Origin of the sequence: Blastomonas aquatica (assembly GCF_014639875.1) — a bacterium.
Classification (GTDB): domain Bacteria; phylum Pseudomonadota; class Alphaproteobacteria; order Sphingomonadales; family Sphingomonadaceae; genus Blastomonas; species Blastomonas aquatica.
This window is the reverse complement of record NZ_BMGD01000002.1, coordinates 459,654-478,884: the sequence shown is the minus strand read 5'-3', so window position 1 is coordinate 478,884 and position 19,231 is coordinate 459,654. Positions and strand designations below refer to the sequence as shown.

Here is a 19,231-nt window from a genome sequence, read left to right as displayed (position 1 = left end):
CGCCGTTCATACCGCAGCTGATATGCGCGGGACTGCGCTGACATGATCTTGAGGAGACTGACGATGAAGACCGGCACCTTGGCAGCCCTGCTGCTCGTTGGAACGGCCTTCGCCGCGCCCGCCTCCGCCCAGAACGCTGCGGGTGACAAGGTCGTGCAGAAGATCGTCTATGGTAACGAGGCCTGCGAGCCTTCGAACGACCCCAATGAAATCGTTGTTTGCATGCGAATGGACGAGCAAGAGCGTTTTCGCATCCCCGAAAAACTGCGTAGCGATCCCAATGCGATCGCCAACACCTCGTGGACCGAACGCGTCCGCTCGATGGAAACGGTTGGCAATTTCGGCACCGACAGCTGCTCGCCGGTTGGCGCGGGTGGCTTCACCGGATGCACACAATCATTGGTTCAAAACGCCCGTGCCGAAAAGCAGACCGGAGAGGCCGCCGTTGCCGGGCGGCTGATCGAGGAAGAGCGCGAGCGGCGGTTGTCGAATATCGATGCCGATGCCGCTGCTGTCGAAGCGCGTGATCAGGAAGTTTCGGCCGAGCTCGATCAACGCAAGGCGGAGCGCGAAGCGGCAGCCGCTGCGATGCGGGCGCAGGCCGACGGACTTGAGCCCGAACGCAGGCCAGACCCCGAAGCCCCCTCCCCGGAGTAATCGCATAAGCCGAACCGGCATCAACCGACTTGCACGGCTAATACACCTCGCGCATATAGGCAGCTGAGCGCGGCAATTTGCACGCGCGCAGTTTCTCGGGAGTACGTGCGAGCATGTCGTCATCATCGGCGCAAATCTTGGGTCAGCCGGACTTGCCATCGTCGATGCTCGATACCGGTCTGCATCCGATCGAACCCGCTTACCGTCACGTCATCCGGATCATGACGGCGATGACGCTGGTTCCCATGCTGATCGGTGCGAGCGTGCTGGAGTTCGTGTTGATGGACAACATCGGAGCACCGCAAGGCCTCGTGCTGGCACCGGCGCTTGCGCTGGGCGCTTTCATCTTCGTCTTTCTGCCCCACCGCAAATGGCGGCGGTGGGGGTATAATGGTGCCGACGAGCAGCTCCGCGTTGCACGCGGTTGGTTGGTTCGCACCGATACCATCGTGCCGTTCAAGCGGATCCAGCACATCGATGTCGCACAGGGTCCGGTGGAGCGGATGTTCGGCCTCGCCAGCCTGACGGTGCACACCGCCGGCACGCACAATTCGATTGTTACCCTGCCCGGCCTGACCCGCAACGATGCCGAAGCGATGCGCGATGCGATGCGGCTGCACATCCGCCGCGAGGCCGAATGAGCGAACCGCTGACTGCTTTGGCACCCGCGGAGATGACCGAGGTGGGGACCGAACAGCGGTTGCACCCGCTGACCCTATTGCTCAACCTGTCGCGGCAGCTGCCGCAGGCTTTGATTGCCCTCATCGCGCTGCGGTTGAGCGGGCCGGAAGAGTTGCGCGCCTGGGTCATCGTGATTGCATTCGTCGCGATCGTGGCGATGTTCGGGACGGGCGTTTGGAAATGGTGGCGGTTTTCCTATCGGTTGGACGCAGAGGAACTGCGCATCGCCAGCGGCATTCTCAACCGCAACGTTCGTTCGATCCCGTATGAACGCATCCAGGATGTGAACCTCGAACGCGGGCCGCTCGCGCGGATGCTCGGAATGGCGCGGGTTCGGCTGGAAACCGGCAGCAGCGGCAGCGGCGACGAAGGCGTGCTCGATTCGGTCGATCTCGCCGAAGCGGAGCGACTGCGTGATGTCATTCGGTTGCGCAAGGCAGTACAGGCCGGGACGGTCAGTTCTTCAACCGAAGATGCTTCAGACGCATATACTACTGAAACCACGCCGATCTTTACGATGGATACCCGCCGCGTCCTGACCGCAGGGGTGTTCAATTTCTCGTTGGTGTTCTTCGCGATCGTCGGCGCGTTGATAAACAATCTCGATTTCCTGCTGCCGGGCGATATCTGGAGCCCGCGGCGACTGCTCGATATGCTGGGGCTGGATGAGCTGTTCGAGGCTCTGGATCTGGCCGCGCGGGTGTTTTCTGTGTTCGCAGCCCTGTTTGCGCTCGTGGTGATCGGGCTGGTCGGCGGGATCATCCGCACCGTGCTGCGCGAATACGGATTCCGGCTCGATCGCACCGAAACCGGCTTCCGCAGGCGGCGCGGGCTGGTCACGCTGACCGATGTCGTGATGCCGCTCCACCGGATTCAGGCAGCGGTGATCGCCACGGGGCCGGTGCGGCGGCGGCTGGGCTGGTTCGGGCTCAAGGTCCAGAGCCTGGCCAGCGACAGCGACCAGGAGAGCGATCACAGCATCGCCCCGCTAGCCCACTCTGACGAAGTTCGCGCCATCTTGGGCGAAACGGGGATCCGCTGGGACACCGACTATCAAGCGATGCGCAGTGTCGATCCGGCGATGTGGTGGGTACCGCTGGTGTTTGCGCTCCCGGTGCCGATCATCGGCATCGGCGTTTCGGCCGCGCTTGCCAATGGCTGGCTGGTATTGCTCTATGCCCTGCTGGTGCTGGTCCCGATAATCAGTTGGCTCCACTGGCGCGCGCATCGCTATGCGCTTGAGGGCCACCAGCTCTATGTTCGCGATGGATGCTGGGCACAGCGGCTGACCTTGCTGCCGCTGCGGCGGGTGCAGAGTGTCGATATCCGGCAGAGCGTTGTGAGCCGTTTCATCGGGCTGGCCGATATTTCGATCGGGGTCGCGGGGCGTTCATCGCCGGTCACGGTCCACGCCATTCCGCTTGATGACGCAATCGCGCTGCGAACGCGACTGCTGAGGACCATCTGATCAACAGGCTAAACCACCACCACACGCTGCCACGAGAGCTGACGGGGATGGTCTCAAAAATCGATTGCGATACCCTTGAGCTCCCAGTCGCCAAACCGGGTCGGACCACGCGCGGCCTCTTCGGCCTGGTCATCGGTGATCGGCTGCGGAGCCGGCACGGGGGTGGAATTGGCCCAGTGTGCGGGCGGCTTGACGTGATCGGGACGGCGCGTCGCGCGGGGGGTTTCGGGCATTGGGTCGGGTCCTCTTCGGGCGGCGGGGGCTTGGCGCAGGCCGGATTGAAAGCCGGCGGGGCGTGCTTACATCTTACATATGAGAATATGGGACCGGTCACGATAATGTGAAGCCACGGGCCCTTAACAACGCACAAGGAAACACGAGAACGGTCATGAACGGTATGAAGACAACCATGTTGCTGGCAGCGCTCACCGCGCTGTTCATGGCGCTCGGCTTTACGCTGGGTGGGCCACGCGGCGCGGTGATCGCGCTGCTGTTTGCGGGCGGCATGAACCTGTTCACCTTCTGGAACGCCGACAAGATCGTGCTCAAGATGCACAACGCGGTCGAGGTCAGCGCGCAGAGCCATCCTGATTTCTACAATCTGGTCGCCCGGCTGGCGCAGCGCGGCGGAATGCCGATGCCGCGCGTCTATGTGATCGATCAGCCCGCCCCCAATGCCTTTGCCACGGGCCGCAATCCTGAGAACGCCGCCGTTGCCGCCACCACCGGGCTGCTCGGCATGCTCAGCCGCGACGAGATCGAAGGCGTGATGGCGCACGAGCTTGCGCACGTGAAGAACCGCGACACGCTGATCATGACCATGGTCGCGACGATCGCGGGTGCCATCTCTATGCTCGCCAATTTCGGGCTGTTCTTCCGCGATGACAATCGCAACCCCTGGGCCTCGATCCTCGCGGTGATCGTTGCGCCATTTGCGGCGATGATCGTGCAAATGGCGATCAGCCGGACCCGCGAATTCGGTGCCGATCGGGGCGGCGCAGAGATCTGCGGCAAGCCGATGGCGCTCGCTTCGGCACTCGCGCGGATTTCCTCACAGGCGCAGCGGATCCCCAATCCGGTGGTCGAACGAAATCCGGCTGCGGCGCAGCTCTACATCGTGCCATCGGGCGTCAAGGCGCTGTTCTCGACCCACCCCGACACCGGCGACCGCATCGCCGCGCTCGAAGCGATGGCCCGCAACATGGGCTCAGCGGCTGCGGCGGTTCCCCAACGCCGGGGCAGCGCACTCGATCCGCTGGGGCGTGGGTAAACGTCGTTAAAATCCTCCCTTAGCTTGTCTCGGGGAGGGGGACCGCCGACCAAAGGTCGGTGGTGGAGGGGAAGCGGGATGTCACACCGGTTTAACGGGTTCACGATCCCGCTGCCCCTCCACCACCCGCTGCGCGGGTGGTCCCCCTCCCCCAGCAAGCTGGGGGAGGATTTATTGCACTTAACCCCGCAGCAATTTGCGCCTAACGCGCTGCGATGACCACACAGACGCCCTCGCCTTCCGCCCCCACCCCCGGCCTTCCCGCCCGCCAGGCCGCCTTGCGCATGCTCGACGCCGTGATGCGGCGCGGCGAGTCGCTCGATGTCGCGCAGCATGCCGCCTGCCAGGGCATTGACGAACGCTCGGACCGGGCGTTGGCGATGGCAATTGCTGGCGAGGTCCTGCGGCATCTGCCCGGGCTTGACCTGATGATCGACAGCATGACCCGGCTGCCGCTGGCAGACGATGCCAAGGCGCGGATGGTGCTGCGGATCATGCTCGCGCAGACTTTGGTGCTCGAAACCCCGCCGCATGCGACCATCGCGACCGCGCTGCCGCTGCTGCAGGGCGGCCCGCGCAAGCTGGCGCATGGCGTGTTCGGCAGCCTGATGCGCGCGGGCGTCACCCTGCCCGCGCCCGAGCTTCCGCCAGCGACTGCGCACCGCTGGCGGGCGGCATGGGGCGACGCGATGGTCGAGGCCGCAGCTGCCGCGCTCGGCACGCCGCCGCCGCTCGATCTCGCGCTCGCCGATGCCGCCGCGACCGATCCGCTGGCGGCAGAACTCGGCGGCATCAGCCTGATGCCAGGCCATGTCCGCCTTCCCCGCGGCGGTGCGGTCGAACTGATCCCCGGCTTCGAAGAAGGCGGCTGGTGGGTGCAGGACATCTCGGCGAGCCTGCCCGCGCGGTTGCTCGGCCCGAGTCGCGGCGCCCATGTGCTCGATCTGTGCGCCGCGCCCGGCGGCAAGACGATGCAGCTCGCGGCTTCCGGGTGGAACGTCACCGCGCTCGACAACTCGGAAAAACGCCTGCGCCGCCTGCGCCAGAACCTCAAGCGCACCGGATTGGAGGCGCAGACCGTCACCGCCAACCTGCTCGAATGGCGCCCTGATGCGCTGGCCGATGCGGTGCTGCTCGATGCACCGTGCAGCGCCACCGGAATCTTCCGCCGCCACCCCGATGTGCTCTACCGGATCGCGCCGCGCCATATCGAGGAGCGCGCCGAGCAACAGGCGGTATTGCTCGAGTGTGCGTCCAATTGGGTGAAGCCCGGCGGGCTTCTGGTCTACGCGGTGTGCTCGCTCGAGCCCGAAGAGGGCGAGGCCGTGGTCGATCAGTTCCTCGCCGCCGACAGCCGGTTCGAGATCGATCCGGTTCGCGCCGATGAGCTGCCCGAAGGTGTCACCCCCGACGCGCAGGGCCGGGTACGCACCCTGCCGGGGATGCTTGTCGATGCGGGCGGTCTCGACGGATTTTTCATGGCGCGGCTACGCTGCAAAGGATAATTTCGGGTCGATGTCCGGCGATGGGCCAAATCATGTGGAAAAGCCTGCGCACAAACCTTGCTCCACCAGATGTTGAGGGTTAAGCGGCATAGGATATGTCTCATCCCCCACTGATAGCCCCGTCGATCCTGTCCGCCGATTTCGCGCGTCTGGGTGAGGAAGTCCGCGCGATCGACGCTGCCGGCGCCGACTGGATTCACATCGATGTCATGGACGGGCACTTCGTCCCCAACATCACGATCGGCCCGGCGGTGGTAAAGGCACTGCGCCCGCACACCACCAAGCCCTTCGACGTCCATCTGATGATTTCGCCAGTGGATCAATATATCCAGGCGTTTGCCGATGCCGGCGCGGACATCATTACCGTCCACCCCGAGGCGGGGCCGCATATCCACCGCACCGTCCAGTTGATCAAGTCGCTGGGCAAGAAGGCAGGCGTGGTGCTCAACCCCGCAACCCCGGCCAAAATGCTCGATTACCTGATCGATGATGTCGATCTGGTGCTGGTGATGAGCGTCAATCCCGGCTTTGGCGGACAGAGCTTCATCTCCAGCCAGCTGCGCAAGATCGAGGCGATCGCCAAGATGATCGCCAAGACCGGGCGGCACATCGATCTGGAGGTGGACGGCGGGATCGACACCGTCACCGCGCCCCAGGCGATCGCTGCCGGGGCCAATGTGCTGGTTGCAGGAACGGCGACGTTCAAGGGCGGGCCTGATCAATACGCTGCCAACATCCGGACGCTCAAAGGCCAATGACCGATGCCCTGTCCGATAGCCGCCGGACAGGCGCCCTCGCTTCCCAGGCCAGCGAAGCCGAAAGGCTCCTGCCGATGATCGGACCCGACCTGGTCGAAGCCCGCCCCGACCTGATCCACGCCAGCGAGGCCGACGCGCTGAGCGAGCGCAAGCAGCTGATCCGAGTCGAAAATGACCGCGGCCTCTCGCTCACCGAAAGCGTGGTGCATTATTTCTACCGGCTGACCTGGCGCACCCCGTTGCACAAGCTGAGGCTCAAGGGCCGCTCACCATTGCGGCTGCTGGCCTCACCCGATGATCCATTCACCGGCGATGCCAAACGCGGCAAGGCGATCCGCGCCGGCCATTTCCAGATCGCAGGCGCACGCATCGCCACCGACAAGCTCGATTATGCGAGCCTCAAGGCGCCCGACGAGGCGATCGATTACATTCACAGCTTTGCATGGCTGCGCGATCTGGCTGTCGCTGCCCCACGCGAGACCTGTGTTCCAGTCGCCGAGGCCCTGGTCGATCAATGGCTCGACGCACATCTTGAGACCGTGTCCGACCCCGCCTGGCGCGCCGATATCGCCGCACGCCGGATCCTCAACTGCGCCGCGCACGCTCCGCTGATCCTGTCGAGCAGCGATCTGGTGTATCGCTCGCGCGTGCTGCGCAACTTTGCCAGCACTGCACGCCACCTCGACCATGTCGCCGACAAGGCCCCCGAAGGCCTCGCCAGGCTGACGGCCTGGGCGGGCGTCGTTGCCGCAGCGCTGTTGCTGCCCGATGGCGAGCCGCGCCGCATCTTCGGCGAGGCCGGGCTCAAGCGCGCGATCGAAACCTTCATGGGCGAAGATGGCGGCGCGCTGTCGCGGTCACCGCTGGCGCAGATCGAAGCGATCCGGGTGCTGGCGATGCTCAAGTCGGTCTATGCCGCACGCGGCGAATTGCTCTCGCCGATCGTCGAGCTGGCATTGGGCCGCGCGGTGCCCGCGCTGCAGGGGCTGACCCACCATGATGGCTCGCTAGCCAGCTGGCAGGGCTCGGCCGCGATCTCTGCTGATGATATGACCACGCTGATCCGCGCCAGCGGCGTGCGCTCGCGCCCGCTGCGCCAGGCACGGCACTGGGGCTTCCAGCGGATCCCTGCTGGACGCACCGTTGTGCTGGTCGATGCCGGCACCCCGCCGATGGCGCGCCACGCGGTCACCGGCTGCGCATCGACGCTGGCGTTCGAGATGAGCCACGGTCCGCACCGGATCATCGTCAATTGTGGCGGCGCGGGCGTCCTTGCGCCCGATATCCCCGCGTCATTGAGCCGCGGGCTGCGCGCCACCGCAGCGCACTCGACGCTGTGCCTTGATGACACCAACAGCACTGCGGTGCTGCCCAAGGGCCAGCTCGGCAAAGGCGTCGGCCTGGTCGATCTCGACCGCCGCGACACCGACGATGCGGTCCGGCTCGACATGACGCACGACGGCTATGCCAAGCGCTATGCCCTGCTCCACCGTCGGCTGCTGGTGCTGCGCAGCGACGGGCGCGAACTGCGTGGTGAAGACGTGCTGCTCCCCGTCGCGAAGCGCGGCTTTGGTCGCAGCAAGACGGGTGACGTGCCGTTTGCCATCCGCTTCCACCTCGGGATCGATGTCGAGGCTCATCTGGCAAGCGATGGCACAGGCGTGTTCCTGCGCGTTGCCGATGGGTCGCTGTGGCAGTTCCGCTCGGCGGCCGCTGCCGTAACCCTTGAAGAAAGCCTGTGGGTCGATGACCGCGGGCAAATCCAGCCCAGCCAGCAGATCGTGCTCACCGGCTCCGCGTCGAGCGGCGGTGGCAATTACGGCTGGCTCCTTAAGCATATGGGATAACGAACTTGACCGACATTGCGATCAAACGCGCGCTGCTTTCCGTCTCCGACAAAAGCGGTCTGGCTGAACTCGGGGCAAAGCTTGCCGCACATGGCGTCGAGCTGGTCTCAACAGGCGGCACCGCGAAGGCACTGCGCGATGCGGGGCTTGCCGTGCGCGACATCTCCGAGATCACCGATTTTCCCGAGATGATGGACGGCCGGGTCAAGACATTGCACCCGATGGTCCATGGCGGGCTGCTCGCGGTTCGCGATAACGAAAGCCATGTCGCCGCAATGGAAGCGCACGGCATCGGCGCGATTGATTTGGTGGTGGTCAACCTCTATCCCTTCGCCGCGACCGTCGCCAAGGGCGCAGACCGCGACGAGATCATCGAGAACATCGACATCGGCGGTCCCAGCATGGTGCGTTCGGCGGCGAAGAACCACGCGTTCGTCACCATCGTCACCGACCCTGCCGACTACGCGACGCTCACCGCCGAGATGGACGCCAGCAGCGGCGCCACCACCCTCGCCTTCCGCCGCAAGCTTGCCGCCAAGGCCTATGCCGCGACGGCAGAGTACGACGCGATGATCGCCAGCTGGTTTGCCTTTGCCGACCAGGGCGAGATGTTCCCCGAGAAGCTCTCGGTGCCTTTCCGCAAGGGCCAAGCGCTGCGTTATGGCGAGAACCCGCACCAGAATGCGGCTTTGTATCTGCCCGCGTTCGCGCCGAGCGGATCGCTTGCCGATCATCGCCAGGTGCAGGGCAAGGAGCTGAGCTACAACAACCTGAACGACGCCGATGCGGCGCTCGAGCTGGTCGCCGAATTTCGTGATGGCCCGCCCACCGTGGTCATCGTCAAGCACGCCAACCCGTGCGGCGTGGCCAGCGGCGACGATCTGGTCAGCGCCTACAAGGCCGCGCTGCAGTGCGACAGCGTCTCGGCCTTCGGCGGGATCATCGCGGTCAACCGTCCGCTCGATGGCCCGACCGCCGAAGCGATCAGCGATATCTTCACCGAAGTCGTCTGCGCGCCTGATGCCGATGATGCGGCAAAAGCGGTGTTCGCCAAGAAGAAGAACCTGCGGCTGATCCTGACCGGTGACCTGCCCGATCCGGCACGCGGCGGTATCGGCTTGCGCACGATCGCAGGCGGCGCCTTGCTGCAGTCTCGCGACAATGGCCGGATCACGCGCGATGACCTCAAGGTCGTCACCAAGCGTGCGCCATCGGAACAGGAGCTCACCGACTGCCTGTTCGCGTGGACCGTCGCCAAGCACGTCAAGTCGAACGCGATCGTCTACGCCAAGGATAATGCTACCGTCGGCATTGGCGCAGGCCAGATGAACCGCCGCGATTCGGCGCGCATCGCCGCTGCCAAGGCGATCGAGGCCGCGCAAACCTATGGCTGGGGTGAACCGCGCACCAAGGGATCATCGGTCGCCTCCGATGCCTTCTTCCCCTTCGCCGACGGCCTGCTTGCAGCGGTAGAGGCAGGCGCCACTGCAGTGATCCAACCCGGCGGCTCGATGCGCGACGATGAGGTCATCGCGGCTGCGGACGAGGCAGACCTCGCCATGGTCTTCACCGGAATGCGCCACTTCCGGCATTGAGCAACCCATCCCCCTGCGCTCCTTTGGGCGCAGGGGTGGTTTGTTTTACTACCTTCAGACCCGCCCGATGCCTTCGTCCCTGCGGGACGTGCAGCGTGCCGATCCCGGACATGGCGCCCAATGCGACAACCTGCATTGCAGTCAACGCCGTCAGCGCTTTTCCGCCAGCAATTTCAAAAGACTGAATCTTTGAGATAATCTGAGTAATAATCATTGGGTGCACTGAAATTAGTGAACGACATGCTGCAGGTCATGTCGAGCCCGACCACGTGGTGCCACCAACCGATCGGCAGAAACAGCGCCTCGCCCGGACCAATCTCGCATTCCATAACCAAGGGGCGCCGCTCATCGGAAGGGCCAGCAGGCAGATCGTCGCCAGTCCAGTCGCTGAAGCAATGCAGGCTGTTGCGCATCCGCGCCACTTCATAGGCAGGTACCAACTTCACCCGCTTGCGGCCAAGTACCTGCACCAGGAGATTGTTGGTGAGATCGTGATGGAACGGGGTCACAGTGCCCTTGGGCCCCAGCCACAAAAACCCGTCGCGCCCGCCGCTCGGAGTCAGCAGCGAGACGCCACCCAGATCATCCCAAAGCGGTGCCAGTGACTGCTTGTTCAGCGTGTCGTTATAGGCAGTGATGTAGAAATCATTGCCCTCTGCCCCGTTGGCGAGCAGGTCCAGCACATCGCGAAACGGAACTTGTCGCCGGTGACGGTCTTTGGCGATTTCGAAATCGGCCGCGGCGTTACGCTGGCCCTGCAGTTCAATCTGCGCATCACCCAGCGCCTGGGCAAAATAGGCGAGCGTCCAGCGCTTGATCGCTGACCAGTGATCGACCAGCCCGGTAAGCTTGACCGGACGATTGGCAGTATAGAACTCCTCAAAAAACTGGTCAGGCGCGATGGCGTCGATCACCGGCACCACCGGGCAGCGCGCCGCATCCAGCTTGCGATAGATATCGAGCGTCCAGTCGCGCTTGGCAACGCGGTTGGCCAACCGCCGCGCCGCAATGAACATGGGGTCCTTTTCCGCCCGATCGATCTCATACCGCGCCGTCGCATCGGAGACACCCTCTGCGACCAACCGTGCATGCAGATCGTGCACCGTACCGCCATCAAGCAGCACTTGCGCCATCAGCTTGCGCTTGTCAGGCCGGGTCGCCATCGAAGGTTGCACTGTCGCCATCAGCGCCAGCCTAAGCGGGAATGATGACAGTTTAAAAGGGTCTTTGAAACTGTGTCTCTGCTTTGGAGCGTGCCAGAAGGTGAAAATCGCAATGAATGGGTGTTGCTGCTGGATATGCATTTCGACCCAAGGCCCGCGATCCCCAACAACACGTTAGACACCAAACGCATTCAGCACCGCGTCGCCTGCGCCCTTGAGCCCACGCCCGAGCAGCCCGCGCCCTCCGGCGGCGGCTTCGGGCCGGGACTGGTGGATATAGCTTCCCGCCCCCTCGAACCGATCGTCGAACAGCCGGGCGCGACCCAGGAAATACGGGCGGAACGATGCTGACCGCACCGCGCGATACGCAAGACCGGCATCGAAGCCGAGCACCAGCTGCCCGCTGATCGCCCTGCCATCGCTCGCCTGGGTGACATGGACGCCGCGGTTTCCCTGCACGATCAGCGTGCAGGGGCCTTCGAATGTGAGATAGCGAAACTGCATCGTCATCCACGAGACCAGCGATAATATCCTCCAGTTGCGTTGAATGCTCAGCCGGTCGCCGCGTGCCTTCAACACGCCGAGTAGCGCGCGTGGCTTGAGCACGAGTGCCCCGCCAGCAGGGACGGCCACCAAGGCGATTTCATGATGGTGATCGCCATCGGCTGCCGAGACGGTGACATGGTCGGGCTCGGCACTTGTGAAGCGCTGCAGATTGACCAGACCCGCCGCGACGCACGTGAACGGGATCGCCCAGTCGAGCACCAGTACATCATCGGCGCGCGCCTGCACCGCACGTTCCTGCGCGCCTGATCGTAACAGCAGTTCGGTCCCGCGGTCGATCGGGATCTGGAGCGAGGTCTGCGACGGACTGCCGACCGACCCTTCCCCTGGCGCGCGCAAGCGCAATGCGGTGGTGCGATCGACCGCCCTTGCCAGCACGAAATAGCGGAACAACGCGAACAGGACCGGCAGCAGTACCGCAAGCAGCACCAGCATCGCTGCCTGCAATCCGTGCTGCCGCAGCGCCGAGCGCACCATGTTGGGCGGCCGGGATGCGGCCTCAGCCGACAGAGTTGCAACCATTTGCGTCAGCGCAAGGTTCGCCTCGCGGACGATGTCTGCGCTGCCCTCGACAGTTTCGCGTTGGAGAGTCAGCGCGCGCATCGCAGCATTCCGACCGGCAATCATGGCCGCGCTCGCTTCCAACGCCTTGCGCTCTGCAGTCAGTTCGCGGTCCCGCTGCCTGATCTGCAGCACCCGTGCACAGACCAGCGGGACAGCGACACTGTTGCACAGCGGGTTGCGTCGCTGTGCCTTGGCCGCCTCCTGCCATGCGTTGCGCTCACGGACGCGCTGGTTGAACGCTCTGCGATCGCGCTCGTAAGCGGCAACGGCCAGCGCCAGCGAGTCGCGCTGAATGCGGTCGTTGGCGATCTTCGCCAGGTTTTGCCGACGCAATTCGATCAATGCGGCAGAGCGCTTGAGCAGGGGGATATCGACATATTGCGCACGGAAGCTGGTGATAATGGCATCAGACGAACCCCGTGCCGCCGCCAGGGCGAGCTCGGATGACGTCAGGACCCGCGCATCGGCTTCGCGTCGCCGCCTTGAAATATCGGCCTCGACCGCGTCCAGCTCATTCGCTGTCGCATTGCGCAGCTCCTCGATTTCGGCATCGGCAGAACCAGCAGCGCTCGCCGCCTTGCTGGCAAAATCTGCCTGTGACCCGGTCAGCGCATCCGAGGTAGACTGGACTGCGGCAGCTTCGCGTTGCCAATCGGCGATCCGGCCTGGAAGGTCCTGCGCCAGAGCCAGGATCGCCACGATCACCATAAACAGCACGAACAGCTGCACGCCGCGCTTGAGCGCCCATTGCATTATTCGCAGCATTCCAGCGTTCCAGTTTCACACGGCCGATGTGGCGAGGCGTTGCCGGGATACTGTCCTGGCCACCCAATTAACAAGCGTGTAGAACCATTAACGCGCCAGACGCAAAAAAGGCGGCCCCGAAGCGCCGCCTTTTTCGGTATGTTGGTTTAGACTGCGATCAAAGCTTGCCGGTCAACTCCGGCACAGCGGTGAACAGATCCGCGACCAGACCCAGGTCTGCGACCTGGAAGATTGGTGCATCCTCGTCCTTGTTGATGGCGACGATGGTCTTTGAGTCCTTCATGCCTGCAAGGTGCTGGATCGCGCCGGAAATGCCGACCGCGACGTACACTTCGGGCGCGACGATCTTGCCGGTCTGACCGACCTGATAGTCGTTGGGGACATAGCCTGCATCGACCGCGGCGCGCGAAGCGCCGATGCCGGCGCCCAGCTTGTCGGCCAAGGGCGTGATAAGTTCCTCGAACTTCTCGCCCGATCCCAGTGCACGGCCGCCCGATACAATGATCTTGGCGCTGGTCAGCTCAGGGCGCTCGCTCTTGGCAATCTCGGCGCTGATGAAGGTCGACAGACCCGATTCGGATGCGCCGCCGATGGCTTCGACAGTGCCCGAACCGCCTTCGGTCGCGGCCTTTTCGAACGCGGTGCCGCGCACGGTGATCACGAGCTTGGCGTCCGACGATTCGACCGTGGCGATCGCGTTGCCGGCATAGATCGGACGGGTGAAGGTCTTGGGACCTTCGACCGAGAGGATGTCCGAGATCTGCATCACGTCGAGCAGAGCAGCAACGCGCGGCGCGATGTTCTTGCCGGTGGTGGTGGCAGGCGCCAGGAACGCATCGTGATGGCCCATCAGATCGGCCACCAAAGGCGCGACGTTTTCGGCCAGCGCGTTTTCAAGCGCGGCATCGTCGGCCAGATGCACGGTGCTGACACCGGCAACCTTGGCGACCTGATCGGCCACCGCAGAGCAACCCTTGCCCGCAACCAGCGCGTGCACTTCACCCAGCTTGCTGGCGGCGGTGACCACAGCCAGCGTTGCATCCTTCATGACGGCATTGTCATGTTCAACCCAAACGAGCGTCTTCATGCACCTACTCCCAATACCTTGAGCTTTTCGACGAGCGCGTCGACATCGGCAACCTTGATCCCGGCACTGCGCACCGGCGGCTCAGCAACCTTGAGCGTGGTCAGGCGCGGGGTGATGTCCACACCGTAATCGCCCGGAGTCTTGGTATCGAGCGGCTTCTTCTTGGCCTTCATGATGTTGGGCAGCGAAGCATAACGCGGCTCGTTGAGGCGAAGATCGGTGGTGACGATCGCTGGCGTATTGAGCTTGACCGTCTGCAGGCCGCCATCGACATCGCGCGCAACGGTGATGCTGCCGGCTTCGACGGTGACCGTGTTGGCGAACGTCGCCTGGCCCCAGCCGAGCAGGGCTGCGAGCATCTGGCCGGTCTGGTTGCTGTCATCGTCGATCGCCTGCTTGCCCAGCAGGATCAACCCGGGGTTCTCCTCAGCCGCCACCTTGGCGAGCAGCTTGGCAACCGCCAGCGGCTCGACGGTTTCGTCGGTTTCAATCAGGATCGCACGGTCTGCGCCCATGGCGAGCGCGGTGCGCAGCGTTTCTGCGGCCTTGGCAGGTCCCACAGAGACGGCGATAACCTCTTCGGCGTTGCCCGCTTCCTTGATGCGCAGTGCCTCTTCGACGGCGATTTCGTCGAACGGGTTCATGCTCATCTTGACGTTGGCGAGGTCGACACCCGACCCATCCGCCTTGACGCGCGGCTTCACGTTGTAATCGATAACCCGTTTCACGGGCACAAGGATCTTCATGGCGCTTCCTTCCTAATGATCGTGAGACGAATTTAGTTTCCGTTCACGTAAACGTCAAGTGGTGCAGCCACTGGCGCTGCTCCCCTCCTCTCCCTTTACGGGAGAGGATATGGAGACCTGGCAGCGTTGCTGCCTAGTCGGAATTGGAGAGGGCCTGCGGTTGCAACACAACACTGCCGTCGCCTCACCCTCTCCCAGCTTCGACTAGGCGCTTGCAGCGCCAAGTCTTCGCAACCCTCTCCCGTCAAGGGAGAGGGTTTTGGTAACCTCAAGCCGCCTGCTTGACCTGCGCAACGATCTTTTCAGCCGCATCGCCCAGATTGTCGGCGCTGACGATCGGCAGGCCCGAATTGGCGAGGATCGCCTTGCCTTCTGCGACATTGGTACCCTCAAGGCGTACGACCAGAGGCACCGAAAGGTTCACTTCCTTGGCGGCCGCGACGATACCCTCGGCGATGATGTCGCACTTCATGATGCCACCAAAGATGTTGACCAGAATGCCCTTCACCGCAGGATCGGACAGGATGATCTTGAACGCTGCGGTTACCTTTTCCTTGCTCGCGCCGCCGCCGACATCGAGGAAGTTGGCAGGGAACATGCCGTTCAGCTTGATGATGTCCATCGTCGCCATGGCAAGGCCCGCGCCGTTGACCATGCAGCCGATGTCGCCATCGAGCTTGATATAGGCGAGGTCATACTTGGAGGCTTCGACCTCCATCGGGTCTTCTTCGGTCTCGTCACGCAGCTTTTCGACATCGGGGTGACGATAGAGCGCGTTCGAATCGAAGCTCATCTTGGTGTCGAGCACCAGCAGCTTGCCGTCTTTTGTTTCAACCAGCGGGTTGATCTCGAGCATTGCGCAATCGAGGTCCATGAACGCGGTGTAGAGCTGGCTGGCCAGCTTGGCGGCCTGCTTGTTGAGATCGCCTGTGAGCTTGAGTGCGAATGCCACGGCGCGGCCGTGGTGCGGCTGGAAGCCCTGCGCTGGATCGATGGTGATCGTGGTAATGCGCTCAGGGGTGTCGTGCGCGACGGTTTCGATGTCCATGCCGCCTTCGGTCGAAACGATCATCGCGACGCGGCCCGATTTGCGATCGACCAGCATCGAGAGATAATATTCGGCTTCGATATCGACGCCATCGGTGACGTACAGGCGGTTGACCTGCTTGCCGGCATCGCCGGTCTGGATGGTGACAAGCGTATTGCCCAGCATTTCGCCGGCATCCTTGCGGACATCGTCGATCGACTTGGCGAGGCGGACACCACCCTTGGCATCGGCGCCCAGTTCGGTGAACTTGCCCTTGCCGCGTCCGCCGGCGTGGATCTGCGCCTTGACGACATAAAGCGGTCCGGGCAGCTTTTCAGCGCCGGCTACCGCCTCTTCGACGGTCTGCGCGGCGTGTCCCGTGGGAATACCGATGCCGTATTTCGCGAGCAGTTCTTTCGCCTGATATTCGTGGATGTTCATGAAGGATCCCATGCCTTTCTAAGCAGGCCGGGCGTTCGACTCACAAGCGGTCGACACCGGGCCGTGTAAGCGGTCGATGAACGGTTGTGAGGGGCGCTAAAGCATAGACGCGGCGTAAAGGGAACCCCGCATTCGTGCGAGCGCCGATCTGATTTCCGCCAGTTAGTTGCGTACGGTGCAAACCACCCCCGAGGAACTGACCACAGCAAGAATTTCCGGATCGCGCAAGCCCCTGGTAAGGCGCAGAAACTCTTCAAAATCACCGGCTCGCTGCAGCCGCTCCAGACGACCCAACCGCTGGAGTTGTGCAAGAGACAACCGGTCGACCATGCGCTCGGCCATGCAGCTTGCGACGGGCGGGGTAAGCCCGGTCTGGATCAGCGCGGAGCGGGTCCGCGCTTCGGGTGTCGCGCATCCGGCAAGCAGCAGGGCAAAGCACAAAGCGGACGCGGAAATCGCGAACGAACCCATCTTTGCCCTGCTCTGCATCAGTCAGCGTCCTTGTTGGTCTTGGCGAGCTCGATCGCCTCAAGGATGACCCGCCGAGCTTCGGCAGCATCACCCCATTTACCAACACGTACCCACTTCTCGGCTTCCAGATCCTTGTAGTGGGTAAAGAAATGTTCGATCTGCGCAAAGACGATGTCGGGCATGTCCGATTTTTCGCGGACATCGGTGTAATATGGGAAGGTCGCGGTGTCCGGGACGCAGACGACCTTTTCGTCACCGCCGTGTTCGTCTTCCAGATGCAGCACCGCGATGGGGCGTACCCGGACGACCGAGCCAGGCATGAACGGCGAACGGGCCACCACCAGCGCGTCGAGCGGATCGCCATCGGGCGACAGCGTGTGCGGGATGAAGCCGTAGTTTGCAGGGTAACGCATCGGCGTGTGCAGGATCCGGTCGACGAACAATGCGCCGGACGCCTTGTCGAATTCATACTTCACAGGCTCGCCGCCGGTGGGCACTTCGATGATCACGTTGACGTTGTTCGGCGGGTTCTTGCCGATGGAAATCTGATCGATAAGCATAAGGGTTGATGCCTTTGTTCTGGTTTGCCGCCGGACGCTTGCGCCCGTTACTCAGCGTTCAGCGGGTTTGCGGTGCAAGCAGCCGGTCAAGGCCGGTTTCGCCCTGCCCGATCTTGCGGAGCGCCGGATAGCGCAACCCGCCGGTATAGGAAAGCGTGGTTTCACGGTAGCGTTTGCCGCGCTTGACCAGCAGTTCGACCTTGCCGCCCTGGCTGGTCGACGCGACCGCGGTCTTGAGCATTTCTCCCGAATAGTCGCGGCCGCCGACACCGGTGATCTGGTCTCCCACGGTCATTCCGGCATCGAATGCCGGACTGCCCCACATGACCTGCGATATCTTGCCATCCTTATCGACGATCAGCCCGATGGAATGGCTGAAATCCGAGCCGCCCGATGCGGCTTCGCTCGCCCGGATATAGGCGCTGGGTTCGGTCTCATAGACCAGCTCATATCCGCCCAGCACCAGCCCCTGCTTGGGGGCCTCGTCGGTCACTTCATACACCCGGCGCTGCAGAAAGCCCTGCCAGTCATAAGGCTGCACGGCATTCAGCGCGGCAACCACATCGGTCAGTTCATAGGTGACCACGCCCCAATCGCCATCGCGCCCGCCGAAGAAGCTTTGCGCGAAATCCTGCAGCGACTTCGTATTGCCCGATTCGCGGCGGATGATCTGGTCGGCCTCGAGCCACACCAGCATGCCCTCATTGTAGTAATCCTCGCTGCGCTGCCAGCTCGCCCAGGCCTTGGGCCGGCGCGCCGAGATGATCGGATCATGCGCGGTATCGATCAGCGGTCGCCAGCTGCGCCCGGTGCGGCGATCGAGCCCGGCGGCGATATTGGCAAAGGCATCGAGCGTTTCCTGGAAGCTGAACAGTCCCGAGCGCGCACCCAGCACATAGCCCCAGAACTGCGTCTGGCCTTCATACACCCACAACAGATCGTCGCGGCTGGGCGTGCGGAAATCAGGTGCCCAGATGCCCTGCGGACGGCGATGCTTGCCGTTCCAGCTGTGGGTCATCTCGTGCGGCAGCAGATAGCGCGATCCCGGCCCCTTGGCCCAATCGGTGAAATAGCCGGTGCCGACGCCGTTCTCGCTGCTGCGGTGATGCTCGATGCCGATGCCGCTCATTTCGTCCGACAGCGACAGCAGAAAGTCGTAGCGGTCATAATGCCGAACGCCGAACAGATTCTCGGCCTCGCTCACCAGACGCTTGTGGTGTTCGATCTGCTCGGGAGTAGCGGCGAGGAACTCGGGCGCGTCGGCAACGACGTTGAGCGTCACCTTGTCGGACAAGGACCAGCTCTTGAAGTGCGCGCCCGCGAACATCGGGCTGTCGACCAGGGTGTCGAAATCGACGCGTTCATAGGCGATCTTCGCGCCCGTCGTGCGTTTTGCCCGCATCGCGCTTCCCGCCTGCCAGCCTGCAGGCCAGGTGACGGTGGCATCGACCGGAATGTTGCGGGCGAAATAGCCTGCGGGATAGAGCGCCACGTTGTTCCAGCGCAGGTTCATCATCTTGGGCGCCATCACCACACGGCCCTGGTTCGACGCGGTCGGGCTGACGAACTGAAAGTTCGCCACGATATCGCGCGCGCCTGCCGGAACGGTGACGTGGAACGCGTTCACATCGAGCGAATCGCGCTGCCATGTAAGCGGCTTGCCGTTGGCGGTGAAGGTGAGGCCCACCACCTTCTCGATTTCACCACGCGGCGCATGGTTTCCCGGCAGCCATTGCGGATATAGCACCGTAAACCGCCCTGCCGCGAGCGCCTCAGGCGGCACGGGGATGGTCTGCTTCACCGAAAAAATCGCGCGCTCGACATCGGTCGCATCGACCTCGATCGACATCACCCCGGGAAACGCGATATCGCGGGCCTCGGGCACGATATCGACGATGGGCTGCGGCTGGGGGGCGCTGTTAGGGACCTGTGTGGTCTGAGCGATCGCGGGGAATCCGGCAAGCGAGATGGCAAGGCAGGAAGCGGTGAGAAAAAGACGCAAGTGTACGGACCCTTCTGTTCTTTCACCGACCGAAGTTCGGCAATATTCCCATACCCTAAA

17 protein-coding genes are annotated in these 19,231 nt (G+C 63.4%); 8 read left to right on the top strand and 9 right to left on the bottom strand.

Annotated elements, in window-relative coordinates; genetic code table 11:
- Positions 1–63: 63 nt before the first annotated feature.
- The 3 genes from IEW00_RS06315 (at position 64) to IEW00_RS06305 (ending at position 2,806) form a co-directional block, all read left to right on the top strand.
- Positions 64–657: a hypothetical protein gene (locus IEW00_RS06315; RefSeq protein ID WP_188513524.1), complete on the top strand. Its 594-nt coding sequence runs from the start codon at positions 64–66 to the stop codon at positions 655–657.
- Positions 658–770: 113 nt separating this feature from the next.
- Complete coding sequence (locus tag IEW00_RS06310; protein ID WP_188513523.1) at positions 771–1,298, top strand: PH domain-containing protein; 528 nt, start codon at positions 771–773, stop codon at positions 1,296–1,298.
- 32 nt (positions 1,299–1,330) lie between these two features.
- The gene (locus IEW00_RS06305) at positions 1,331–2,806 is read left to right on the top strand and encodes a PH domain-containing protein (RefSeq protein WP_188513522.1); all 1,476 of its coding nucleotides are present in this window, start codon (positions 1,331–1,333) and stop codon (positions 2,804–2,806) included.
- 53 nt (positions 2,807–2,859) lie between these two features.
- Here IEW00_RS06305 and IEW00_RS06300 read toward each other — a convergent pair whose 3' ends face one another.
- Positions 2,860–3,039 carry a DUF1674 domain-containing protein gene (locus tag IEW00_RS06300; protein ID WP_188513521.1) on the bottom strand — a complete coding sequence of 60 codons (180 nt, stop codon included), beginning with the start codon at positions 3,037–3,039 and terminating at the stop codon, positions 2,860–2,862.
- Between the two features lie 155 nt (positions 3,040–3,194).
- On the opposite strand from IEW00_RS06300, the gene htpX reads away from it, so the two are divergent.
- The 5 genes from htpX to purH all read left to right on the top strand — a co-directional run bounded on the left by htpX (position 3,195) and on the right by purH (position 9,781).
- Entirely contained in the window at positions 3,195–4,076 is an 882-nt protein-coding gene (htpX, locus tag IEW00_RS06295) for a zinc metalloprotease HtpX (RefSeq protein WP_188513520.1), read from the top strand.
- Between the two features lie 215 nt (positions 4,077–4,291).
- A complete protein-coding gene (locus IEW00_RS06290; protein WP_188513519.1) occupies positions 4,292–5,581 on the top strand; it encodes an RsmB/NOP family class I SAM-dependent RNA methyltransferase in 1,290 nt (429 codons plus the stop codon).
- A gap of 95 nt (positions 5,582–5,676) precedes the next feature.
- On the top strand, positions 5,677–6,339 hold the full coding sequence (gene rpe, locus IEW00_RS06285; protein ID WP_188513518.1) for a ribulose-phosphate 3-epimerase: 663 nt from the start codon (positions 5,677–5,679) through the stop codon (positions 6,337–6,339).
- 74 nt (positions 6,340–6,413) lie between these two features.
- On the top strand, positions 6,414–8,186 hold the full coding sequence (locus IEW00_RS06280) for a heparinase II/III family protein (RefSeq protein ID WP_229736854.1): 1,773 nt from the start codon (positions 6,414–6,416) through the stop codon (positions 8,184–8,186).
- Positions 8,187–8,191: 5 nt separating this feature from the next.
- Positions 8,192–9,781 (top strand): bifunctional phosphoribosylaminoimidazolecarboxamide formyltransferase/IMP cyclohydrolase, encoded by a 1,590-nt coding sequence (gene purH / locus IEW00_RS06275; RefSeq protein ID WP_188513516.1) that lies wholly within the window; start codon positions 8,192–8,194, stop codon positions 9,779–9,781.
- Positions 9,782–9,954: 173 nt separating this feature from the next.
- On the opposite strand, the gene IEW00_RS06270 is transcribed toward purH, so the two are convergent.
- The 8 genes from IEW00_RS06270 to IEW00_RS06235 all read right to left on the bottom strand — a co-directional run bounded on the left by IEW00_RS06270 (position 9,955) and on the right by IEW00_RS06235 (position 19,171).
- Positions 9,955–10,965 carry a cupin-like domain-containing protein gene (locus tag IEW00_RS06270; protein WP_188513515.1) on the bottom strand — a complete coding sequence of 337 codons (1,011 nt, stop codon included), beginning with the start codon at positions 10,963–10,965 and terminating at the stop codon, positions 9,955–9,957.
- Positions 10,966–11,118: 153 nt separating this feature from the next.
- Complete coding sequence (locus IEW00_RS06265; protein ID WP_188513514.1) at positions 11,119–12,837, bottom strand: hypothetical protein; 1,719 nt, start codon at positions 12,835–12,837, stop codon at positions 11,119–11,121.
- 157 nt (positions 12,838–12,994) lie between these two features.
- A complete protein-coding gene (locus tag IEW00_RS06260) occupies positions 12,995–13,924 on the bottom strand; it encodes an electron transfer flavoprotein subunit alpha/FixB family protein (RefSeq protein WP_188513513.1) in 930 nt (309 codons plus the stop codon).
- Positions 13,921–14,670, bottom strand: a complete 750-nt coding sequence (locus tag IEW00_RS06255) for an electron transfer flavoprotein subunit beta/FixA family protein (protein WP_188513512.1) — start codon at positions 14,668–14,670, stop codon at positions 13,921–13,923. The genes IEW00_RS06260 and IEW00_RS06255 overlap by 4 nt, the downstream gene beginning before the upstream one ends.
- Positions 14,671–14,938: 268 nt before the next feature.
- Positions 14,939–16,138 (bottom strand): ADP-forming succinate--CoA ligase subunit beta, encoded by a 1,200-nt coding sequence (gene sucC / locus IEW00_RS06250; RefSeq protein WP_188513511.1) that lies wholly within the window; start codon positions 16,136–16,138, stop codon positions 14,939–14,941.
- Between the two features lie 162 nt (positions 16,139–16,300).
- Positions 16,301–16,627 (bottom strand): hypothetical protein, encoded by a 327-nt coding sequence (locus tag IEW00_RS06245; protein ID WP_229736853.1) that lies wholly within the window; start codon positions 16,625–16,627, stop codon positions 16,301–16,303.
- Complete coding sequence (gene ppa, locus IEW00_RS06240; RefSeq protein WP_188513510.1) at positions 16,627–17,169, bottom strand: inorganic diphosphatase; 543 nt, start codon at positions 17,167–17,169, stop codon at positions 16,627–16,629. The genes IEW00_RS06245 and ppa overlap by 1 nt, the downstream gene beginning before the upstream one ends.
- Before the next feature lie 58 nt (positions 17,170–17,227).
- A complete protein-coding gene (locus IEW00_RS06235) occupies positions 17,228–19,171 on the bottom strand; it encodes a M61 family metallopeptidase (RefSeq protein ID WP_229736852.1) in 1,944 nt (647 codons plus the stop codon).
- Positions 19,172–19,231: the final 60 nt, after the last annotated feature.

Bases quoted from the DNA above. Each gene is read 5' to 3' on its own strand.
- IEW00_RS06315 (WP_188513524.1), top strand. From the start codon at position 64: ATGAAGACCGGCACCTTGGCAGCCCTGCTGCTCGTTGGAACGGCCTTC.
- IEW00_RS06310 (WP_188513523.1), top strand. From the start codon at position 771: ATGTCGTCATCATCGGCGCAAATCTTGGGTCAGCCGGACTTGCCATCG.
- IEW00_RS06305 (WP_188513522.1), top strand. From the start codon at position 1,331: ATGACCGAGGTGGGGACCGAACAGCGGTTGCACCCGCTGACCCTATTG.
- IEW00_RS06300 (WP_188513521.1), bottom strand. From the start codon at position 3,039: ATGCCCGAAACCCCCCGCGCGACGCGCCGTCCCGATCACGTCAAGCCG.
- htpX (WP_188513520.1), top strand. From the start codon at position 3,195: ATGAACGGTATGAAGACAACCATGTTGCTGGCAGCGCTCACCGCGCTG.
- IEW00_RS06290 (WP_188513519.1), top strand. From the start codon at position 4,292: ATGACCACACAGACGCCCTCGCCTTCCGCCCCCACCCCCGGCCTTCCC.
- rpe (WP_188513518.1), top strand. From the start codon at position 5,677: ATGTCTCATCCCCCACTGATAGCCCCGTCGATCCTGTCCGCCGATTTC.
- IEW00_RS06280 (WP_229736854.1), top strand. From the start codon at position 6,414: ATGATCGGACCCGACCTGGTCGAAGCCCGCCCCGACCTGATCCACGCC.
- IEW00_RS06270 (WP_188513515.1), bottom strand. From the start codon at position 10,965: ATGGCGACAGTGCAACCTTCGATGGCGACCCGGCCTGACAAGCGCAAG.
- IEW00_RS06265 (WP_188513514.1), bottom strand. From the start codon at position 12,837: ATGCTGCGAATAATGCAATGGGCGCTCAAGCGCGGCGTGCAGCTGTTC.
- IEW00_RS06260 (WP_188513513.1), bottom strand. From the start codon at position 13,924: ATGAAGACGCTCGTTTGGGTTGAACATGACAATGCCGTCATGAAGGAT.
- IEW00_RS06255 (WP_188513512.1), bottom strand. From the start codon at position 14,670: ATGAAGATCCTTGTGCCCGTGAAACGGGTTATCGATTACAACGTGAAG.
- sucC (WP_188513511.1), bottom strand. From the start codon at position 16,138: ATGAACATCCACGAATATCAGGCGAAAGAACTGCTCGCGAAATACGGC.
- IEW00_RS06245 (WP_229736853.1), bottom strand. From the start codon at position 16,627: ATGCAGAGCAGGGCAAAGATGGGTTCGTTCGCGATTTCCGCGTCCGCT.
- ppa (WP_188513510.1), bottom strand. From the start codon at position 17,169: ATGCTTATCGATCAGATTTCCATCGGCAAGAACCCGCCGAACAACGTC.